The following is an 18,209-nucleotide window of genomic DNA, read 5'->3' as shown; positions in this document are numbered from 1 at the left end:
GGCCCGCGGGAGGATCATCCCCCTTTCCTCGCACCTCCCGCGGGTCCACTCCCTCGCCTCCCGCACCCGGAACACTGGACGACATGACCGACCGCATCACCCTCCGCTTCCTCGCGGCTCCCCAGGACGCCACCGCCGACGGCCGCAGCGCCCAGGCGGGGCGCGTGCTCGAGTGGATCGACAAGGCGGGCTACGCCTGCGCCGTCGGCTGGAGCGGCGGCTACTGCGTCACGGCCTACGTCGGCAACGTGCACTTCACCCGGCCCATCGTCGTCGGCAACCTGATCGAGGCGAGCGCCCAGGTGATCCACACCGGGCGCAGCAGCATGCACGTGCTCGTCCGGGTCGGCTTGGCGGATCCGCGCACGGGGGTCTACGAGGCCGCCACCCACCGCCTCCTGATCTTCGTGGCGGTCGACGCGGAGAAGCGGCCGCGCGCGGTGCCGGAGTGGCTGCCTCGCTCGCTCGAGGACTCGGCGCTCGCCGAGGGCGCCGCCGCCCGCATCGCCGGGCGCCGGGCGCTGCACGAGGTGATGCGCGAGCAGCGGTACACCGACGAGGGCACCGGGCCGCGCATCGTCTTCCGCTTCCTCGCGGCTCCGGGCGACGTCAACTGGGGCGGCAACGCGCACGGCGGCATCGTGATGCGCTGGATCGACGAGGCGGCCGACACGGTCGCCCAGCGCTGGAGCGGACGCGACGCGGTCGCGGTCTACTCCGGAGGGATCCACTTCTACCGCCCCGTCCGCATCGGTCACCTGGTCGAGGTGGAGGCGCGCCTGATCCACACCGGCGGCCGGAGCATGCACCTCGCGATCCACGTGCGCTCGGGGGACCCGCGCACCGGCGAACTCGGAGCTGACGACCCAGTGCATGAGCGTCTTCGTGGTGCCCGGCGCCGACGGCACCGCAGAGCCGGTGCCCGCGCTCGAGCCGCGGAGCGACGAGGACCGCCGGCTCGACGCGCACGCGCTCGAGCTGATCCGCCTGCGAGCGGCCCTGCCGCCGCTGCCGCTGGATCTCGCGGTGCTCGCTCCGGTGGAGTGAGGACCGCCGCCGCTAGGGTCGGAGGATGCTCCCGATCCTCGTCGTCAACGGACCGAACCTGAACCTGCTCGGCACGCGCGAGCCCGAGGTGTACGGCTCGGACACGCTGGCCGACGTCGAGTCGCTGGCGACCGACCGCGCGCGGAGCCTCGGCCCCGAGGTCGAGTTCTTCCAGAGCAGCTCGGAGGGCGCGATCATCGACCGCCTGCACGCGGCGCGCGGCACCTGCTCCGGAGTCATTCTGAACGCGGGCGCCTACACCCACACGTCGATCGCGATCCGCGACGCCGTGCTGGCGACGGAGCTCCCGATGGTCGAGGTGCACATCAGCAACGTGCACCGGCGCGAGGAGTTCCGCCACCGCTCGTACCTCTCGGACGTCGCGGTCGCGGTGATCGTCGGGGCGGGCATCGCGGGCTACGGCTACGCGATCGACGTGCTGCACCGCACGAGCGCATCGTAGCCTCGGGGGCATGACGCACCAGGACCCCGCCCGCTCCTTCGGAACCGCCGTCGACGCCTACGAGCGGGGGCGACCGGGGTACCCGGACGACGCGGTGGACTGGGTCCTGTCGCACGCGCCGGATCGCGCGCCGGCCGCTCACGTGCCGCAACGCGCGCGGGCCGCGGGAGCGGACGCCTCCGATCGATTGCGGGTCCTGGATCTGGGCGCCGGGACCGGAAGCTCACCGCCTCCCTCGTCGCCCGCGGGCTCGACGTCACCGCGGTGGAGCCGGACGAGGCGATGCGGGGGCGGCTCGTCGAGCTGCTGCCCTCGGTGCGGGCCCTGCCGGGCACTGCGGAGGAGATCCGGCTTCCGGACTCGTCCGTCGAGCTCGTGACGATGGCGCAGGCCTGGCACTGGGTCGATCCGGAGCGGGCGAGCGCCGAGGTGGCGCGGGTGCTCGTCCCGGGCGGGGTCGTCGCCCTCGTGTGGAACATCCGCGACGAGAGCGTGCCGTGGGTGCGGCGCCTCGGGGAGGTCGCGGGCTCCTCCCCCGCTGAGCGCTTCGAGACGCTGCGGCCGCCGCTGGGCGCCGCGCTCGAGCGCCGGGCCTTCGCGGCCTTCGACTGGATGCACGAGATGACGCGGGAGGCGCTGCAGGACGCCCTCGCGTCGCGGAGCTATGTCATCGCCCTGCCGGAGCCGGAGCGGGCCGCGGTGCTCGCAGCGGTCTCGGGAGTCGTGGACGGCCTGCCGGGCGAGCGCATCGGGATGCCCTACGCGACCCGGGTGACGATCGCGGGGCGCGCGGGCTGACAGACCCCTTGGCTCGGGGATCTCGATACCGCCCTGCGGGGCTACTCGATCAGCAGGAGGACGCGAGACCCGCCCGGACTACGCGACCTCGTTCGGGTCGCCGCCGACGCGGCCCGCGCGCTCCAGCGCGGTGATCGCGTCGCGCTCGTCGTCGCCCAGCTCGAAGCCGAAGACGTCGAGGTTCTCGGCGATGCGCGCCTTGGTGGACGACTTCGGGAACACGATGTGCCCGCGGTCGAGGTGCCAGCGCAGCACGACCTGCGCCGGCGTCACTCCGTGCGCCTCGGCGGCCCCGGTGATCACCGGCAGCTCGAGGAGGGGGTACTTGCCCTGACCGAGCGGCCCCCACGCCTCGGTCGCGATGCCGTGCTGAGCACCGAACGCGGTCACGGTCGGCTGCTGGTGGTAGGGGTGCAGCTCGATCTGGTTGACGGCCGGAACCACGTCGGTCGCGTCGAGCAGGCGCTCGAGGTGCGGCACGAGGAAGTTCGAGACGCCGATGGAGCGGGTGCGGCCGGCCGCCCGCAGCTCCTGCATCGCCTCCCAGCTCTCGACGTAGCGGTCCTGGGCGGGGCTGGGCCAGTGGATGAGGTAGAGGTCGACGGAGTCGAGCCCGAGCTTCTCGAGGCTCGCGTCGAGAGCGCCGGGTGCGGTGCCGCGGCCCTGGTCGCCGTTCCAGAGCTTGGTCGTCACGTAGAGGTCGTCGCGGGCCAGGCCGGAGGGAGGCGATCGCCCGGCCGACGCCCTCCTCGTTGCCGTAGATCGCCGCGGTGTCGATGTGCCGGTAGCCGATCTCGAGCGCTTCGGAGACGATGCGCTCGGTCTCGTCGGGGTCGACCTTGAACACGCCGAAGCCGAGCTGCGGGATCGAGGTGCCGTCGTTGAGCGTGAGGGTGGGGATGCTGGTCATCCGTCCACTGTGGCGGCGACGACCGACATCCGGCACCCGCTTGCGCTCCGCCCCGATCCCGCCACCGGCCGGGCAGGCGCCGTCGGGCGACTACCTCGAAAGGCGCCCGCGCGGGTGCGCCGACCGCACGAGGAGCAGTACGTGAGCATCATCGCCGCCGCAGACGGATCCGCCCTGGGCAATCCCGGCCCCGCGGGCTGGGCCTGGTACGTCGACGACGAGCGCTGGGCCGCCGGCGGCTGGTCCCACGGCACCAACAACATCGGCGAGCTGACCGCGGTGCTCGAGCTCCTGCGCGCCACCGCCCACGAGGAGGAGCCGCTGCACATCCTCTGCGACAGCCAGTACGCCATCAAGGCCTGCACCGAGTGGCTGCCGGGCTGGAAGCGGAAGGGCTGGCGCAAGGCCGACGGCAAGCCGGTGATGAACGTCGAGATCATCAAGGCGCTCGACGAGGCCCTGCAGGGGCGCGCGGTGACCTTCGAGTGGGTGAAGGGGCACGCGAACCACCGGATGAACGAGGCGGCCGACGTCCGCGCCCGCGCCGCCGCGACCGCCTACCAGCGCCGGCAGCCGGTCGACGCCGGACCGGGCTGGCCCGACGCCGCGGCGTCGACTCCCCGGATCCCGCCGTCGAGGACGCCCCCGCGACGCTCTTCTGACGCGTCGGGATCGGCAGCAGCGCGTCACGGCAGGACGAGCATCCCCGTCGAGACGAGATCGCGCACTCCCGGCAGCACCGAGGCGCTCACCGCCTCCTCCTCCACGTGCAGGAGCGACGCCACGGCCGCGATGATGGCGGCGAGCGAGAGCTCACCGTCGCACGCGCCGACGACCGCGGCGAGCGCCGTGTCGACGTCCTCCGTGCGCGAGAAGCCGCCGCCCTGGCGCAGCCGCAGCACGGTCGGGTCGTCGTTGCCCGGCCAGTAGTGCCGCTCCTCCGTCACGTCGCGCGCCACGACGAGCGACAGGCCCGCGAGGGTGCGGTCGTCGAGGTCGGCGAGCCGCTCGGCGGCGTCCAGGCAGTGCGCCAGGTGACCGCCGAGCCCCGCCGTCGAGAGTGCTCCGTCGATCCGCTCGAGGCGCTCGAAGGGGGGCCTGGGGCGCGCGGGCAGTCGGAGGGTCACGTAGCCGAACCCGACAGCCGTCACTCCGCGGCGCTCGAAGTCCTCGAGCCATGCGTCGACCAGGGTGTCGAACTCCGCTCCGCGGGTCGTGCCGCCGTCGCGGATCCAGGTCTCGGCGTAGACGGCCGGATCCTGCTGCTCGCGCTCGACGATCCACACGTCCAGCGGCGACCGGGCGCCGTCGATCCAGGCGTCCAGCCCCGCGCGCCCTGGCTCCAGCGCCTGCTCGAGCGCACCGCGGGTGTCGGCCAGCCAGCCGCGGACCCGGTCGAAGGCGTCGGCCGACTCGCGGTACTCCCAGTTGCCGAGCAGCTGCGCGACGCCGCCGGGGGTCAGGTGCTCCGCTGCGCCGACCACCACTCGGCGCACGATCTCGTCGCCCTCGAGTCCGCCGTCGCGGTACTCGTAGGAGGGCACCCCGGGCGAGCGCGGGGTGATGACGAACGGCGGATTGGTGACGATGTGGTCGAACCGCTCCCCCGCCACCGGCTCGTAGAGGCTGCCGTGCCGGAACTCGATCGAGTCGATCCCGTTGAGCTCGGCGTTCAGGGCGGCGATCGCGAGGGCCCGGTGCGAGATGTCGGTCGCCACGACGCGGTCGGCGTGCCGGGAGGCGTGCAGGGCCTGGATCCCGCAGCCGGTGCCGAGGTCGAGGACGCTGCCGACCGGGCGCTGGATCATCAGCCCGGTCAGGGTCAGGCTCGCTCCGCCGACGCCGAGGACGTGGTCCTCGGACAGTGCGCGGCCCAGGGCCAGCTCGCCGAGGTCGGAGGCGATCCACCAGGAGGCGGCACCGCGCGAGTCGACGAGGTCGTAGGGCCGCAGATCCAGCGCGGCGACGACGACCGCTCCGGCCTCGGCGCGCACGAGCTCCAGCTCGACCGCGCCGTCGAGCCCGAGGGCGGGGAGCGCCTCCTCCGCCTCCGCAGCCGTGACGGGATCGGCCAGGAGGAACAGCCGCGCGAGCACGGCGCGGGCCCGCTCCTCAACGGATCCCGCCGCGGAGCGGGCGAGCGCACGCCGTGCCGGCACGCGGTCGCCGCGGTGCAGGGCCACGGCGGCCGCCTCCCCACAGCTCGCGGACGGCGTCCACGCCGTACCGGGCGCGGAGGAGGTCGTCGCGGAGTCGCGCGATCAGCGCGCGGTCGATCTGGTCGGGAGCCTGCACCGCTCCATCCTCGTGCACGGCTCGAATCCTCGGCGCACCCGTGGCTACGATCGGAGCATGCCTCTCACCGGAGAATACGAACCGAGCACGTCCGCCTGGGCCCGCGAGCAGGCGGAGCTCTACGAGTCGACCGGGGTGCCGAGGGCAACCTCCTGCGCGGCAAGCCCATCATCGTCCTCACCACCGTCGGCTCGCGCAGCGGCAAGCTGCGCAAGACCGCGCTCATGCGGGTCGAGCACGACGGCGAGTACGTGGTCGTCGCCTCCAAGGGCGGCGCCCTCGAGCACCCCGTCTGGTACGGCAACATGCTCAAGGAGCCGCACGTCGAGCTCCAGGACGGCCCGGTCAAGAAGGACTACACGGCGCGCGTCCTCGAGGGCGACGAGCGCGCGGTGTGGTGGGAGCGCTCCGTCGAGGCCTGGCCCGACTACGCCGAGTACCAGACGAAGACTGAGCGCGAGATCCTCGTGCTGCTCACGCCCTGGAGCTGACCTGAGGATCGTCCGAGCGCGCCTCGGCGCCCCGACCCCGTCACTCCGGATCGACGCGCGACGCGATCAGGTCGAGCACCTTCGGGTGCGACAGCAGCGCGAAGTGCCCGATGACCGAGACCGCGATGTTCTCGCGCGCGCCCACGAGTCGGCTGCCGCCGGGGATGTACTGGTCGCGCATGCCGTAGATCGACGTGATGCGCGAGTCGGCGTCGCGCTCGGCGAGCAGGGTCCGGATGACCGGGCGGTGCGGATGGAACTCGCGCAGTGCGCGAGCAGGCGCGATCCTCGCGAGCGGCGAGCCGGTGAAGGGCGTCGACACCGCGATCATCCGGTCGATGCGCCGCTCGTGGAGGTCGTCGACGACCATCATGTGCTTGCCGATCAGCCCGCCCTTGCTGTGCGCGACGACGATCACGTCGCGCAGGTCGTGCTCGCGCAGGTACTCCTGCCCGAGAGACCGCCGACGCGACGATGGGCCGGGTGTTGTGCCCGAGCGCCGGCAGCACGTGGATCGGATGGCCGGCTCCGTTCAGGCGGTCGGCGACCGGTCGGAGGAACTGCCACGTCTCGTAGACGCCCGGGATGAGCAGCACCGGTGCACGGTCGCCGTCGGCGTAGTGCGAGACGTCCCAGCCGTCGCGCAGATGAGCGAAGCGCGATCCGTAGGCGTAGCGGTAGTCGCGGAGGTAGGCCCGCCGGAGTGACACGGAGCGGCGCGCCTTCCCGGATCTACGCGCCGGCATAGGCCTCTTCGAGCGCCCGGATGTCGAGCCGGTCCATCGTGAGCATCGCCCGCATGGCGCGGGTCGCGCCCTCGGGATCCGGCCCGCCGAGCAGATCGGCGAGCACCGACGGCACCACCTGCCACCACAGCCCCCAGCGGTCGCGCACCCAGCCGCAGCGTCCCTCGGCGCCGCCCTCGGACGCGAGCGCGTCCCAGAGCCGGTCGAGCTCCTCCTGCGTCTGCACGGTGAGCACGATCGACACGGCCTCGGTGAACGGGAACCGCGGACCGGCGTTGATCGCCTGGAACAGCTGCCCGTCGAGCTCGAACGAGACCGAGAGCAGGGTTCCCGGAGCCGGCGAGCCCTCGGGCAGCACCCGGCTGTCGAGGATGCGCGAATTCGGCACGAGCGCCGTGTAGAACTCCGCCGCCTCGCCCGCGGCGTCGTCGAACCACAGGAACGTGCTGACCGCGCCCATGCGCGCCTCCTCGTGCTCGTGCCGGGGACCTCGGGTCAGAGCGGGTTCACCTCGAACGCGGTCGCCAGCTTGTCGATCTTCTTCGCGCGCCCCAGTCGGGGCAGGTCGCTGCCGTCGCGGATCACGCGACCGCGCGCCTCGAACTCGTCGAGGAAGTCGCGCGCCCACGCCACGTCGGACGGAGTGGGGCTGATGACCTCGTTGATGACGGCGAGCTGCTCCCGATCGAGGCAGAGCTTGCCGGTGAGGCCGAGCGAGACGGTGAGCGCGGACTGCTCCCGGAGGACCGGGTGGCTGTTCGACACGGTCGGGCCGTCGATCGGGCCGGGCAGGTCGCCGATGCGGCTGGCCACGACGAGGCGCGAGCGCGGGTACGCCATGGCCAGGTCGTCGGAACTCGTGCCGGTGTCGCGGCGGTAGTCGCCGCTGCCGAACGCGAGCCGGAAGCAGCCGCGGGCGCGGGCGATCGAGACCGCCTCCTCGATCCCGAGGGCGGACTCGACGAGCGCGAGCACGGGGGTCGAGCCGCCGAGGCGGTCGAAAGTCTCGGTGACGTGCTCCGCCGCCTCCGTCTTGGCCAGCATGACGCCCGCGAGCCCCGGGAGGCCCTTCAGCGCGTCGACGTCGTCCGACCAGAACGGGGTGGAGTGGTCGTTGATGCGGACCCAGGCCTTCTTGTCGCCCTTCAGCCACTCGACGACGTCCGCGCGGGCGTCCGGCTTGGCCTTCGGGTCGACCGCGTCCTCGATGTCGAGGACGATCTGGTCGGCCCGCGACGGTGCGCGGCGTCGAAGGTCTCGGTCCGGGTCGCGTTGACGAGGAGCCACGAGCGGGCGATCTCGGCCGGGACGTCGCGACCCTTGCGGATCAGGGGGGCGGCGGGGTGGTGGGCAACGGCACGTGGTGTCCTCTCGGCGGCGCGGTCCTCGCTCCGCGGACACCGCCGCCGGGCGACGGTGCCGCGTCCAGGGTAGCGGCATCGCCGGCGGGCCTCGCGCTCAGGAGCGCTCCGCGAGCCCCTTCGCGAAGGCCGCCTGGCCCACGTGCTGGGCGTCGTCGTCGACGACCGAGACCAGGCGGACGCCGAGGGTCACCGGCGGGTCCCACTGGCGGTCGACGACCTCGGCGAGGTCCTCGTCCGACAGCGTGTCGAGGTAGGCGAGCGTCGCCTCGTGCACGGCGTCGTGGTACTCGGCGAGCAGGTGCGCCGGCACGGCGGCGAGCGCCGCCACCTCGGACGGCTCCTGGCCGTAGCCGCTCGCGCCGGGCTCGAACGGCAGCGCCGAGCGACCGTGGAAGTCGTCGGCGGTCCACACCTGCTCGTGACCGGCGAGTGGAGCGAGGTGGTCGTCCTGCACCCGGGTCGGGTGCCAGATCAGCCAGGCGGGCGAGTTCGCCTGTGCATCGGCGCGGAAGCCGAGCTGCTCGGGGGTCGAGTCGTCGAGCACCGCGTGCACGTTCTCGTGCACCCGGGCGAAGGCGTCGCGGAGGAGATCGATGGCTGCGCTCATCCGTCCAGTCTGCGCGCGCTCCGGCGCCCGCGTCACCCCCGCGGCGAGCCTCGGAGCAACCGCGGAGGCTGATGCCCGATAGTTGCTCCGTGACCCCGGATCCCCGTACCTGGCGACGAAGCCGTGGCTGTCCTCCTATGCGGGAGGGCGTCCCCACCGAGATCGACCCGCCCACCCAGACCCTCGTCGACCTCCTCGAGGACTCGGTGGCCCGCTACCGGCGGCACCGCTCTCGAGTTCTTCGGCGCGGGCACGACCTACGTCGAGCTCGGCGAGAGGGTGTCCCGCGTCGCGGAGGGGCTGCGCCGGCTCGGCGTCCGCCCGGGCGACCGCGTCGCGCTGGTGCTGCCGAACTGCCCCGAGCACGTGATCGCGTTCTACGCAGCGCTGCGGTTGGGTGCGATCGTCGTCGAGCACAACCCGCTCTACACGCCGAGGGAGCTGCGCCGGCAGTTCGAGGACCACGGCGCCCGGGTCGCGGTGGTCTGGGACAAGGTCGCCGACGTCGTGGCGACGATGCCCCCCGACCTCGGCATCGAGCGCGTGGTCTCGGTCGATCTGACGGAGTCGTTCCCGCTCGCCAAGCGCCTCGCGCTGCGCCTGCCGCTGCCGAAGGTCCGCGCCGCCCGCGCGAAGCTGACGGGTCGGCCGCGCACCCGCTCGGTCATCCCCTTCTCGCGCCTCGTCGGCAACCGCCGCCTCTCGCGCGCGCACCCCCGACCCGCGCTCGGCGACACCGCGCTGCTGCAGTACACGAGCGGTACGACCGGCACCCCGAAGGGGGCGATCCTCTCGCACGCGAACCTGCGCGCGAACGCGATGCAGGGTCAGGCCTGGGTGCCCGGGCTCCGCGAGGGCGATGAGACCTTCTACGCGGTCCTCCCCCTCTTCCACGCCTACGGGCTCACACTGTGCCTGACCTTCGCGATCAGCATCGGAGCGAAGGTCGTGCTGTTCCCGACGTTCGACGTGGGTCTCGTGGAAGGCCGCGGCCAAGTCGTCGCCGCCCACGTTCCTCCCCGCCGTGCCGCCCGTGTACGACGCGCTCGCGCGCGCCTCCGAGCGCGGCGAGCTCGATCTGCGCGGCATCCGCTTCGCCATCTCGGGAGCGATGGGACTGCCCGTCGCGACCGTCGACCGCTGGGAGCGCGCGAGCCGCGGTCTCCTCGTCGAGGGCTACGGCATGACCGAGAGCTCGCCTGTCGCGGTGGGGAACCCGGTCGGACCGACACGCCGCCCCGGCACCGTCGGCGTGCCGTTCCCGAGCACCGAGATCCGCCTCGTCGACCCCGACGACCCCTCCGTCGACCGCGGGCCGGGCGAATCGGGCGAGCTGCTCCTGCGCGGACCGCAGGTGTTCCAGGGCTACTGGAAGCGCCCCGACGAGACCGGCGCGACGCTGCTGGCCGACGGGTGGCTCCGCACGGGCGACATCGCCACCGTCTCGGCCGACGGCTTCGTCACGATCGTCGACCGGGCGAAGGAGCTGATCATCACGGGCGGCTTCAACGTCTCGCCGTCGGAGGTCGAGGGCGTGCTCGAGTCCCACCCCGACGTGTCGCGGGCCGCCGTGGTGGGGCTGCCCCGCCCGGACGGCGGCGAGAGCGTCGCCGCAGCGGTCGTCCTGCGCGCCGGTGCGGCCGTCGACCCCGAGGCGCTGCGCGACTTCTGCCGTCTGCACCTCACCCCCTACAAGGTGCCCAAGCGCGTGGTGCCCGTCGACGAGCTGCCCACCTCGCTCATCGGCAAGGTGCTGCGCCGCGAGGTGCGCGACAGGCTTCTGGGCTGAAGGGAGGAGGACGACGTGGCCAGGATCGTGCAGTACCGCCGGATCGGCGGACCCGAGGTGCTCGAGGTGGTCGACGCCCCCGAACCCGAGGCGCGCCTGCGGGCGGTCTCGTGGTCGCGGTCCGCGCCGCGGGCGTCAATCCGATCGAGTGGAAGGTCCGGTCGGGTGTGCGGCCGAGCCCGCCGCTGACGGAGCCGCGACGGCTCGGCTCGGACGGCGCGGGCGTCGTGACCGCGATCGGCTCGGGAGTCGAGGGCTGGAGCGTCGGCGACGAGGTGATCGTGCAGGGCGCGACAGGCACCTACGCCTCGGCGGTCGTCGTGCGCCCGGAGAGCCTCGACGCCAAGCCCGCCGATGTGTCCTTCGAGCACGCGGCGGCACTCGGCATCCCGATCGGCACGGCCTACCAGGCCGTCGCCTCGCTCGGGGTCGAGGAGGGGTCGACCTTCCTCGTGCACGCGGGCGCCGGAGCCGTCGGGCAGGCCGCGATCCAGTTCGCCCGTGATCGCGGCGCCCGGGTGATCGCCACGGCGAAGCCCCGCGAACCACCAGCTCCTCCGCGAGCTCGGGGCGGAGCCCGTCGCGTACGGACCGGGGCTGCTGGCACGACTGCGCGAGGCCGCTCCGGACGGTGTCGACCGCGTGCTCGACGCCGCGGGCACCGACGAGGCGATCGAGGCCTCCCTCGCCCTCGTCACCGACCCGCAGCACGTCGGCACCGTCGTCGTGGGCGCTCGCGCCGCCTCGCTCGGCATCCGGGCCTGGTCGGGCGGCAACCCCGTGCCGATGACCCCGGAGGAGCTGCACCTGCGCCGCGAGGCGGTACGCCGCTCGCCGCGCGGCTGCTCGCGGAGGGCCGCTTCCGCGTCGAGCTCGGGCCCCGCTTCGCGCTCGAGGACGTCGTCGAAGCCCATCGCGCGAGCGAGGACGGCCACGTCCGGGGCAAGATCCTCCTGGTGCCCTGACCGGCGCCTCCGCCCGCTCTCACCGTCGAGAAGGAGTCCCGCCATGACCGCAGAGGACCTCGTCCCCGTGATCCTCGGGGGTGCGCGCACCCTTTCGCCCGCTTCGGCGGCAGCTTCGCCACCCTGTCCGCGACCGAGCTCGGTGCACACGCGGTCCGCGCGGCCCTCGTGCGCTCCGGAGTGGGGGCGGCCGACGTCGACGCGGTGATCCTCGGCCAGGTGATCCAGGCCGGTGCCGGGCAGGGTCCCGCGCGCCAGACCGCGATCCTCGCGGGGCTGGGCTGGGACGTGCCGGCGGTGACGATCAACAAGCTCTGCCTCTCGGGGCTCACGGCGGTGATCGACGCGGCACGGCTCATCCGGACCGGCGAGGCGTCGGTCGTCGTGGCCGGCGGTCAGGAGTCGATGACTCGGACCCCGCACCTGCTCCTCGGCGCACGCGACGGCGTCGGAGTCGGCGCGAGGCCGCTCGAGGACGCCCTGCTGCACGACGGCCTGCTCGATCCCTTCGACCAGCGCATCATGGGCAGGGTGACCGACGACGGCAACGCGGAGCGCGGGATCCGGCGCGAGCGCCAGGACGCCTACGCGGCGCTCTCGCACCGGCGCGCGGCCGCCGCTCGGGAGTCGGGGATCCTCGCCGAGGAGATCGTGCCCGTGGCCGTTCCCCAGCGCCGCGGAGCCGACGTGCTCGTGTCCGAGGACGACGGCATCCGGCCGGACACGACCGTCGAGGTCCTCGCGGGCCTGACGCCCGCCTTCACTCCGGAGGGGACCATCACGGCCGGCAGCTCCTCTCCCTCACCGACGGTGCCGCGGCACTCGTCGTGGCGAGCCGCGGATGGGCTCGCGCCCGCGGGCTCTCCTGGATCGCCGAGATCGCCGAGCACGGGCAGGTCGCCGGGCCCGACAACTCGCTGCACTCGCAGCCGTCGGCCGCGGTCCTCCGTGCGCTCGCCCGCCGGGGGTCGGCCATCGCCGATCTCGATCTGATCGAGATCAACGAGGCCTTCGCCTCGGTGGTCCTGCAGTCGGCCGACGACCTGGGTCTGGCCCCCGAGTCGGTCAACCTCGACGGCGGAGCGATCGCGCTCGGCCATCCGGTCGGCGCGTCGGGGTGCGCGTCTGGCCCTGCACCTCGCGCTCGCCCTGCGGCGGCGCGGGGGCGGCCTCGAGTCGCCGCCCTCTGCGGCGGCGGCGGGCAGGGCGAGGCACTGCTCCTGCAGGTCTGACGCCCTCCACGAGATGCCACTCCGGCACGCCCGGCGCGGCGTGTCGCGTACCGGAGTGGCCTCTCGCGACCGGTCGCGACCGCGCCCGCCTCGGCGTCCCGTCAGACCCTCCGGCTACGCTCGCGGCATGAGCATCCTCAGCCCCGACGGCCTCGAGTTCGTGACCGAGCGGCACCTGGCCACCCTCTCCACTCCGGGCCGCGGCGGACGTCTGCACGTCGTCGCCGTGGGCTTCACCTACGAGGACGGCGTCGTGCGCGTCATCACCTCGCGCGAGAGCCAGAAGGTGCTCAACGTGCGCCGCGGCACCGCGACCGTCGGCCAGGTCGACGGCGTCCGCTGGTTGAGCCTGGGCGGTCCCGCCTCGATCGAGGAGGAACCCGAGGCCGTCGCGCACGCCGTCGATCTCTACTCGCGCCGCTACCGCGTGCCCCGCGACAACCCGCTCCGGGTGGCGATCCGCATCGACGTCGACTTCGCCCTCGGCTCGGCGGGTCTGCGCGCGGAGTAGCCGGCGTGCGCGCGACCGACGCCCTGCGCGCCGACGGCTCCGTCTCGTCGCTGCGCACCCACCGCTACGTGCGGGTGTCGCTGTGCGCTGCGGTGCTGCTGCTCGCCGCAGGAGTCGGCCGGCACCTGGTCGCGGTCGGCCCGCTCCGCTCGATCAGCGCCGCCTATTACACGCCCGGGCGCTCGGTCCTGGTTGGTGCGCTGTTCGCGGTGTCCGTCGCGCTGGTCGTGCTCGCCGGGAGGAGTCTGCGCCGCTACCTCCTGCTGCTCGGCGGGATGACGGCGCCGCTCATCGCGCTCGTCCCCGTGCCGCTGCGCTCGGACGAGCTCGCGATGCTGACGGGCACCGGCTGCCCCGCCGGCGTCGCGCGCTGCCTTCCGGCGAGCGCGACTGAGGAGCTCGCGGTCGGGATGCTCGCCTACCTCCTCGTCGCTGCGGCGGTCCTCGTCGCCTCCGTCGCACTGCTGGCCCTCGATCGCCGGCTGGACAGGATCGCTCTGGTGCGGATCGCCGTCGCGGCGGTGCTGCTCGTCGCCCTCGCCGCCGCGTCCGCGACTCCGGCCTTCGCGGTGACCGGCCACTACGCGGCCGCCGCCGTCTTCTTCTTCCTGATGGCCGCGGTCGCGGGCGTGCACGCGCACGCGGTGCGATCGGAGGGGGTGCGCGGCCCCGGCTCGCCGCGCGGCTACTCGATCGCGTACGCCGTGCTGGCGGTGCTGCTCGCCGCGACCGACCTCGCGCTGGTCGCGCTGGTGCTGACCGGCCGCGGGGAGGCGCTGCTCGGGGAGCAGTGGCTGCTGCTGGTCGAGGCGCTGGCGCTCGCCCTCTTCACCGTCTTCTGGGTGCTGCAGACCGTCGAGAACTGGGCGGATCCGGACCCGTCGCTGCGCTGACGCCCGGCCGGCGCCGGCTGCGCCCCTTCCGGCGGCGACAGGGGCCGCCCGGGGACGGGCCTCGCCCGGCCGGCAGGGGCCACTCGGCGTTCACTCGCGATCGAGCGCCTTTCCGAATCGCCCCGAAGAGGGCCCGGAGCCTCCCCCGAGACCCTCTCCGCGCCGACCCGGAGCGGAGCGCAGGAGACCGTTCCCCGGTTGACCCCGGCAAGCGGACCCGACCCCATGAGCCCCGAGGACACGCTCCCTGAGCAGGCCCGGCCCCCACGAACCCAGAAGGCTCACCCGCGAGCGGGACCTTCATGAACACAGAAGGCCCGCCTCTCGAGCGGGCCTGACCCTGGAAAACACAGAAGGCCCGCTCTCTCGAGCGGGCCTTCTTGATCGTGCGGTGGATCCGAGGGGATTCGAACCCCTGACCTCTTCATTGCGAACGAAGCGCGCTACCAACTGCGCCACGGACCCGTGCCTTCCGAGCCGTCTCCGGCCCGAACAACTCGTCCACACTAGCACGCCGGGGGGCGGGCTCCGAATCGACGAGTGGAGGCGTCAGAGCCCCGCGGCGGCGCTGCAGCGCCTGGTCGAGGTCGATCGCGTCGACGCCCTCGACGACGCCCATCGAGGCGAAGCGCGAGGACGGACGGGGAGCCTCGGGGACCGGCACGGGAGCCGTGGCGCGGGGGTGCGGATCGGCGCGACCTCGGGGGCCGACGCGGCCGCGCGCTGCGCGAGCTCCGCCTCCGCCGCCGCAGCGCGCAGGCGCTCGACGGCGTCGATGGAGGCCATGGCGCTGGCGGCCACGGTTCCGCGCGAGAGGTAGAGCGGCTTCGGGAGCGGCTTCGGCGTCCAGCTCACGGCCTCCGCGGCGGGGGCCTCCGCCTCCGCGGGCGCGTCCTCGGCCAGCTCGGCCTCGAAGACCTCGGCCGGGCGGCGCGACGCCGCGACGGTCGTCGCGGACATCGACGCGGGAGCGGCCGCGCGGCGCCGACCCGGGCGAGCACCAGCAGCGTGCCGAGTCCGGCCGCGACCAGCAACCCGCCGACGGTCGGCACCACGCCGTTGCCGCCGAACGGCAGCATCACGAGCCCGACCAGGGCCGCGACGAGGCCGACCAGCACCGCGAAGGCGGCGGTCTGCCGCCAGCGCAGGACGCCGGGCTCCGTGCGAGTGCTCTGCTTCGTGGTCGCGGCCGCCCGTCGCAGCGCTTCGCGCGCCGCCTTCTCCGCCTGTGCCAGCTCCATCGCCTGTGCCTTCTCTTCGGCTCGTCGTCGTGTCTCGGTCGCCCGGAGGGTGCGCTGCTGGAGCGCGACCTCGCGGGCCGTCGCCTCCGCACGCACGTGCTCGGGTACTTCCGCGGTCTCGGCGAGGATCCGCAGCGTCTGCTGCAGCCTCACCGCGTTGCGCTCGGTCGCGTTGTACGACCGGCGGCGCATCCACGTGGGGATGAGGTAGGCGACCCACAGAACGGCGGCGAGCGCCCAGACGACGCCCCCACCCAGCCAGTCGCTACTCATGCGACCCACGCTAGAGTCGGAGGTGCTCCCGTCCGTCATTACGGGTAGGTGTGTCCGCGCGGATCGCCGATGAGGTCGGCTCCCCGTCCGGGGGATGCCCGCCCCGTCCGGCGGCCCCGAGAGCCCGGAACGGTGCGATGCGCGCTGGTCGGCCTCGCTGGGTGTGCCGACGTCGTGCGGCACCTGGCCGTCGAGATAGCGGCGCAGGACACCGCGCGGCACCTCCTCCGCCACCAGGGCGAAGCAGAAGTGGTCGCGCCAGTCGCCGTTGATGTGGATGAACCGGCGGCGCAGTCCCTCGTAGCGGTAGCCGAGCTTCTCGACCACCCGCAGGCTCGGCCGGTTCTCGGGACGGATGCAGATCTCCATACGGTGCAGCCCCAGATCGAGGAAGGCGTGATCGGTGGCGAGTGCGACGGCGATCGGAGTGATGCTGCGGCCGGCGAACCGCTCGGCCACCCAGTAGCCGATCGACGCCGACGAGAGCGAGCCGTAGCCGATGTTCGAGATGTTCAGCTGCCCGGCGAGTTCGCCGTCCCACTCGATGAGGAACGGCACCCCTCCCCGGCCCGCGCGTTCTGCTGCAGGGAGCGGATGCTCGCGCGGACGTCGAAGGCGGCACCGCCGCGGGGGTCCGACGCCTCCCACTGCCGCAGCCACGCCCGATTGGCGATCAGCTCGCGCTCGAGCGGGCGGGCGTCGCGCACCCGGATGGGGCGGATGGTGACTCGACCCTCGGAGAGCGTCGGGATCGGCAGCGGCATGTCCCGACTGTACTGCGCGCACGAGGTCGCCGAAGGGGTGGACCGGGCGGCCGGCATCGGAGACGGATGCGCCGTGGCGCTCGGTCCCCTCACGCACGAGATCCCCCGCGGCGGCGGGGATCTCGACGATCGGGAGGACCCCGGGGAGGCTCCGGGTCAGAGGGTCTCGACGAAGTCCTTGAGCCAGGGCTTGAGGTCCTTACCGAGGTCGTCGCGGTCGGAGGCGAGCTGCACGATCGCCTTGATGTAGTCGAGCTTGTCGCCGGTGTCGTAGCGGCGGCCGCGGAAGACGACGCCGTAGACGCCGCCGAACTCGGCCGGGTCCTGAGCCATGCGCTCGAGCGCGTCGGTCAGCTGGATCTCGCCGCCCTTGCCGGGCTGCGTCTCCTCGAGCACGCCGAACACGTCGGGCTTGAGGACGTAGCGGCCGATGATGGCGAGGTTCGACGGAGCGTCCTCCTTCGACGGCTTCTCGACGAGGCCCGTGATCCGGACGACGTCGTCCTCGTCGGTGGTCTCGACCGCGGCGCAGCCGTAGAGGTGGATCTGGTCGGGGTCGACCTCGAGCAGGGCGACCACGGTGGTGTCGCGCTTCTCGGCGACGTCGATCATGCGCGTGAGGAGCGGGTCGCGCGCATCGATGAGGTCGTCGCCGAGCAGGACCGCGAAGGGCTCGTCGCCCACGTGGCGCTGCGCGCGGGACACCGCGTGACCCAGGCCCTTGGGCTCTCCCTGGCGGACGAAGTGCACGTCGGCGAGGTCGCTGGCGTACTTGACGTGCGCGAGCTTCGCGTCGTCGGCCTTCTTGCTCAGGTTGAGCTCGAGCTCGGGCACGGAGTCGAAGTGGTTGGCGAGGGCGTTCTTGTTGCGCCCGATGATGACGAGGACGTCCTGCAGACCCGCGTCCGCCGCCTCCTCGACCACGTACTGGATGGCCGGCTTGTCGACGACCGGGAGCATCTCCTTCGGGATCGCCTTGGTCGCCGGCAGGAAGCGGGTGCCGAGCCCTGCGGCGGGGATGACGGCTTTGCGGATTCGAGTGCCCATGGGGCGTCACTATATCGGCGGCGGTGGTCGGGGATGTTTCCGAGGAGGGTGCCGGAGCGGCCCCTCTTGTGGGACGGGTGGCAGTGAGCGCGCCTCAGCCGAGCGAGGGCCGCGCCGATCCCGCACGCGGGCCCCGATCTAGACTGAGCGCATGCCAGCCGACATCACTCACGAGAAGCGGGCGCTGCGCGCCGAGCTGCGCGAGCGCCGACGCACGCAGACGACCACGGCCCGCGAGCAGGCCACGGCCCGCATCACCGAGCACCTCGTCGACCTGGTCACCCGCTACGGGGCCAGGTCGATCGCGTGCTACCTGTCGGCACCCGACGAGCCGAGCACCCGCCCGTTCCTCGGCTGGGCCGAGAGCCACGGCATCCGCGTGCTCTTCCCCATCTCGCGGCAGGACGGCCTGCTCGACTGGGCGGTCGGCGACGGCCACACCGAGACGCAGGGCCTGTTCGGCATGCCCGAGCCCGTCGGAGCTCTGCTGGGGCCCATCGCGATCAACGACGTCGACCTCATCATCGTTCCCGCTGCCACCGTCGACCGGACCGGCATGCGGATGGGCTGGGGCCGCGGCTACTTCGACAAGACCCTCGGCTCGATGGAGAAGTGCCCGCCCGTCTACGCGGTCGTCTTCGACAGCGAGCTCGTCGACCACGTGCCGAGCGAGGTGCACGACCAGCCGGTCGACGGCGTCGTGACCCCCTCCGGCGTCCTCGACGTGCAGCGCTGAGCCCTCCTCTCCCTCTCCCACTCCCCTCTTCTCAGGA

General features: G+C 73.2%; 17 protein-coding genes, 1 tRNA gene and 5 pseudogenes. 12 read left to right on the top strand and 11 right to left on the bottom strand.

The genetic code is table 11. The features are described 5' to 3' along the window. Positions 1-83: 83 nt before the first annotated feature. From AC0CII_RS01235 to AC0CII_RS01225, 3 genes are all read left to right on the top strand, one after another. A complete protein-coding gene (locus AC0CII_RS01235) occupies positions 84-1,109 on the top strand; it encodes an acyl-CoA thioesterase (RefSeq protein WP_465228458.1) in 1,026 nt (341 codons plus the stop codon). After that, complete coding sequence (aroQ, locus tag AC0CII_RS01230) at positions 1,073-1,510, top strand: type II 3-dehydroquinate dehydratase (protein ID WP_465228457.1); 438 nt, start codon at positions 1,073-1,075, stop codon at positions 1,508-1,510. The genes AC0CII_RS01235 and aroQ overlap by 37 nt, the downstream gene beginning before the upstream one ends. A gap of 99 nt (positions 1,511-1,609) precedes the next feature. Continuing rightward, positions 1,610-2,308, top strand: a complete 699-nt coding sequence (locus tag AC0CII_RS01225) for a class I SAM-dependent methyltransferase (RefSeq protein ID WP_465228595.1) — start codon at positions 1,610-1,612, stop codon at positions 2,306-2,308. Between the two features lie 78 nt (positions 2,309-2,386). Here AC0CII_RS01225 and AC0CII_RS01220 read toward each other — a convergent pair. Beyond that, a pseudogene (locus AC0CII_RS01220) lies at positions 2,387-3,218 on the bottom strand (aldo/keto reductase). A 141-nt stretch (positions 3,219-3,359) separates the two neighbouring features. Between AC0CII_RS01220 and AC0CII_RS01215 the strand changes: the two are divergent. Further along, positions 3,360-3,896: pseudogene (locus AC0CII_RS01215) on the top strand (ribonuclease H family protein); the annotation flags it as partial. A gap of 8 nt (positions 3,897-3,904) precedes the next feature. On the opposite strand, the gene AC0CII_RS01210 reads toward AC0CII_RS01215, so the two are convergent. Both AC0CII_RS01210 and AC0CII_RS01205 read right to left on the bottom strand, forming a co-directional pair. Then, a complete protein-coding gene (locus AC0CII_RS01210) occupies positions 3,905-5,401 on the bottom strand; it encodes a methyltransferase (protein WP_465228456.1) in 1,497 nt (498 codons plus the stop codon). Continuing rightward, complete coding sequence (locus AC0CII_RS01205) at positions 5,331-5,513, bottom strand: hypothetical protein (protein WP_465228618.1); 183 nt, start codon at positions 5,511-5,513, stop codon at positions 5,331-5,333. Before AC0CII_RS01205 ends, AC0CII_RS01210 begins: the two co-directional genes overlap by 71 nt. 74 nt (positions 5,514-5,587) lie before the next feature. Here AC0CII_RS01205 and AC0CII_RS01200 point away from each other — a divergent pair, with 74 nt between their 5' ends. Next, on the top strand, positions 5,588-6,004 hold the full coding sequence (locus AC0CII_RS01200; protein WP_465228594.1) for a nitroreductase family deazaflavin-dependent oxidoreductase: 417 nt from the start codon (positions 5,588-5,590) through the stop codon (positions 6,002-6,004). A 40-nt stretch (positions 6,005-6,044) separates the two neighbouring features. On the opposite strand, the gene AC0CII_RS01195 is transcribed toward AC0CII_RS01200, so the two are convergent. From AC0CII_RS01195 to AC0CII_RS01180, 4 genes and pseudogenes are all read right to left on the bottom strand, one after another. Beyond that, positions 6,045-6,431, bottom strand: a complete 387-nt coding sequence (locus tag AC0CII_RS01195) for a PGAP1-like alpha/beta domain-containing protein (RefSeq protein WP_465228593.1) — start codon at positions 6,429-6,431, stop codon at positions 6,045-6,047. A gap of 305 nt (positions 6,432-6,736) precedes the next feature. Next, the gene (locus AC0CII_RS01190; protein WP_465225385.1) at positions 6,737-7,210 is read right to left on the bottom strand and encodes a VOC family protein; all 474 of its coding nucleotides are present in this window, start codon (positions 7,208-7,210) and stop codon (positions 6,737-6,739) included. 35 nt (positions 7,211-7,245) lie between these two features. After that, positions 7,246-8,081: pseudogene (locus AC0CII_RS01185) on the bottom strand (HpcH/HpaI aldolase/citrate lyase family protein). A 127-nt stretch (positions 8,082-8,208) separates the two neighbouring features. Next, positions 8,209-8,721 carry a mycothiol transferase gene (locus AC0CII_RS01180; protein WP_465228455.1) on the bottom strand — a complete coding sequence of 171 codons (513 nt, stop codon included), beginning with the start codon at positions 8,719-8,721 and terminating at the stop codon, positions 8,209-8,211. A gap of 109 nt (positions 8,722-8,830) precedes the next feature. On the opposite strand from AC0CII_RS01180, the pseudogene AC0CII_RS01175 reads away from it, so the two are divergent. From AC0CII_RS01175 to AC0CII_RS01150, 6 genes and pseudogenes are all read left to right on the top strand, one after another. After that, positions 8,831-10,510 (top strand): annotated as a pseudogene (locus AC0CII_RS01175) (long-chain-fatty-acid--CoA ligase). Positions 10,511-10,620: 110 nt separating this feature from the next. Continuing rightward, positions 10,621-11,475, top strand: a complete 855-nt coding sequence (locus AC0CII_RS01170) for an alcohol dehydrogenase catalytic domain-containing protein (protein WP_465228454.1) — start codon at positions 10,621-10,623, stop codon at positions 11,473-11,475. Between the two features lie 123 nt (positions 11,476-11,598). After that, entirely contained in the window at positions 11,599-12,468 is an 870-nt protein-coding gene (locus AC0CII_RS01165; protein WP_465228592.1) for a thiolase family protein, read from the top strand. Further along, positions 12,354-12,707, top strand: a complete 354-nt coding sequence (locus AC0CII_RS01160) for a hypothetical protein (RefSeq protein ID WP_465228591.1) — start codon at positions 12,354-12,356, stop codon at positions 12,705-12,707. Before AC0CII_RS01165 ends, AC0CII_RS01160 begins: the two co-directional genes overlap by 115 nt. 127 nt (positions 12,708-12,834) lie before the next feature. Further along, on the top strand, positions 12,835-13,218 hold the full coding sequence (locus AC0CII_RS01155; protein WP_465228453.1) for a pyridoxamine 5'-phosphate oxidase family protein: 384 nt from the start codon (positions 12,835-12,837) through the stop codon (positions 13,216-13,218). Between the two features lie 5 nt (positions 13,219-13,223). After that, a complete protein-coding gene (locus AC0CII_RS01150) occupies positions 13,224-14,111 on the top strand; it encodes a hypothetical protein (protein ID WP_465225380.1) in 888 nt (295 codons plus the stop codon). Positions 14,112-14,503: 392 nt separating this feature from the next. On the opposite strand, the gene AC0CII_RS01145 is transcribed toward AC0CII_RS01150, so the two are convergent. The 4 genes and pseudogenes from AC0CII_RS01145 to galU form a co-directional block, all read right to left on the bottom strand. Continuing rightward, positions 14,504-14,576 (bottom strand) — tRNA-Ala (locus tag AC0CII_RS01145). Between the two features lie 84 nt (positions 14,577-14,660). After that, positions 14,661-14,966 (bottom strand): hypothetical protein, encoded by a 306-nt coding sequence (locus tag AC0CII_RS01140; protein WP_465228452.1) that lies wholly within the window; start codon positions 14,964-14,966, stop codon positions 14,661-14,663. A gap of 794 nt (positions 14,967-15,760) precedes the next feature. Continuing rightward, positions 15,761-16,389 (bottom strand): annotated as a pseudogene (locus tag AC0CII_RS01135) (GNAT family N-acetyltransferase); the annotation flags it as partial. Positions 16,390-16,545: 156 nt separating this feature from the next. Further along, positions 16,546-17,436, bottom strand: coding sequence for a UTP--glucose-1-phosphate uridylyltransferase GalU (gene galU, locus AC0CII_RS01130; protein ID WP_465225378.1), 891 nt, complete (start codon positions 17,434-17,436; stop codon positions 16,546-16,548). A gap of 151 nt (positions 17,437-17,587) precedes the next feature. On the opposite strand from galU, the gene AC0CII_RS01125 reads away from it, so the two are divergent. Beyond that, on the top strand, positions 17,588-18,172 hold the full coding sequence (locus tag AC0CII_RS01125) for a 5-formyltetrahydrofolate cyclo-ligase (protein ID WP_207402834.1): 585 nt from the start codon (positions 17,588-17,590) through the stop codon (positions 18,170-18,172). Positions 18,173-18,209: the final 37 nt, after the last annotated feature.

Source organism: Rathayibacter sp. AC182, assembly GCF_979253875.1.
Note: the sequence above shows the minus strand (reverse complement) of the source record. Positions and strands in the feature narration are given on the sequence as shown.

Bases quoted from the DNA above. Each gene is read 5' to 3' on its own strand.
- AC0CII_RS01155 (WP_465228453.1), top strand. From the start codon at position 12,835: ATGAGCATCCTCAGCCCCGACGGCCTCGAGTTCGTGACCGAGCGGCAC.
- AC0CII_RS01235 (WP_465228458.1), top strand. From the start codon at position 84: ATGACCGACCGCATCACCCTCCGCTTCCTCGCGGCTCCCCAGGACGCC.
- aroQ (WP_465228457.1), top strand. From the start codon at position 1,073: ATGCTCCCGATCCTCGTCGTCAACGGACCGAACCTGAACCTGCTCGGC.
- AC0CII_RS01180 (WP_465228455.1), bottom strand. From the start codon at position 8,721: ATGAGCGCAGCCATCGATCTCCTCCGCGACGCCTTCGCCCGGGTGCAC.
- AC0CII_RS01190 (WP_465225385.1), bottom strand. From the start codon at position 7,210: ATGGGCGCGGTCAGCACGTTCCTGTGGTTCGACGACGCCGCGGGCGAG.
- AC0CII_RS01125 (WP_207402834.1), top strand. From the start codon at position 17,588: ATGCCAGCCGACATCACTCACGAGAAGCGGGCGCTGCGCGCCGAGCTG.
- galU (WP_465225378.1), bottom strand. From the start codon at position 17,436: ATGGGCACTCGAATCCGCAAAGCCGTCATCCCCGCCGCAGGGCTCGGC.